This is a genomic window from Candidatus Accumulibacter vicinus (assembly GCF_000584955.1).
GTDB lineage: Bacteria > Pseudomonadota > Gammaproteobacteria > Burkholderiales > Rhodocyclaceae > Accumulibacter > Accumulibacter vicinus.
In genome coordinates this window covers 4,665-5,229 of the sequence record NZ_JDSS02000004.1, presented here as the reverse complement: position 1 = coordinate 5,229, position 565 = coordinate 4,665, and the positions used below count along the sequence as shown (strand labels likewise).

At 69.2% G+C, this 565-nt stretch carries 1 protein-coding gene; it reads right to left on the bottom strand.

Annotation, left to right across the window (positions count from 1 at the left end; all coding sequences use genetic code 11):
- Positions 1–44: 44 nt before the first annotated feature.
- Positions 45–565 (bottom strand): lytic transglycosylase domain-containing protein (locus CAPSK01_RS00165; RefSeq protein ID WP_273702782.1); only part of this gene is annotated, 521 nt, incomplete at its 5' end.

Sequence of the window (565 nt, the reverse complement as noted above, 5' to 3'; positions counted from 1 at the left end):
ACGCGCGCGGCGCCGATCCGGGGTGCTGCCCTCTGCGGGTCGGATCATGGCCGGTTTCCCCGCGCCGCCGCGGCAAGTACCGCCGGGACATACAGCATGGTTTCGGGATACGGCGGAATCCGCCCGCGGTGCCTGGCCACCGCGCCCTGGCCGGCGTTGTAGGCAGCCAGGGCGAGGGCGACATTGCCCTGATGCGCGTTGAGCAGATCCCTGAGATGACGCACGCCGGCATCGATGTTCTGTGCCGCATCGCCGGCATCGGTGACCCCGTAGCGGGCAGCCGTTCCCGGCATGAGCTGCATGGCGCCGAGTGCGCCCTTCGGCGAGACGGCCCGGGCGTTATACCCGGATTCCACCCCGACCACCGCCGCCACGAGTTCTGGCGCGACCTGGTGGAGGCGTGCGTAGTGGTCGATCAGCGGTGTCAATTGCAGTTTTCCGGCGGCCTGGTCCACCCTCGCGAGCCTCCTTGAAACCGTGCCGCGATCCTGGGGCGAATGCTCGCCGCGGATCAGCAACCGGTAGCTCGGATCGAGGCGCTGGCTGGCGTAGCTCGGCACACCAT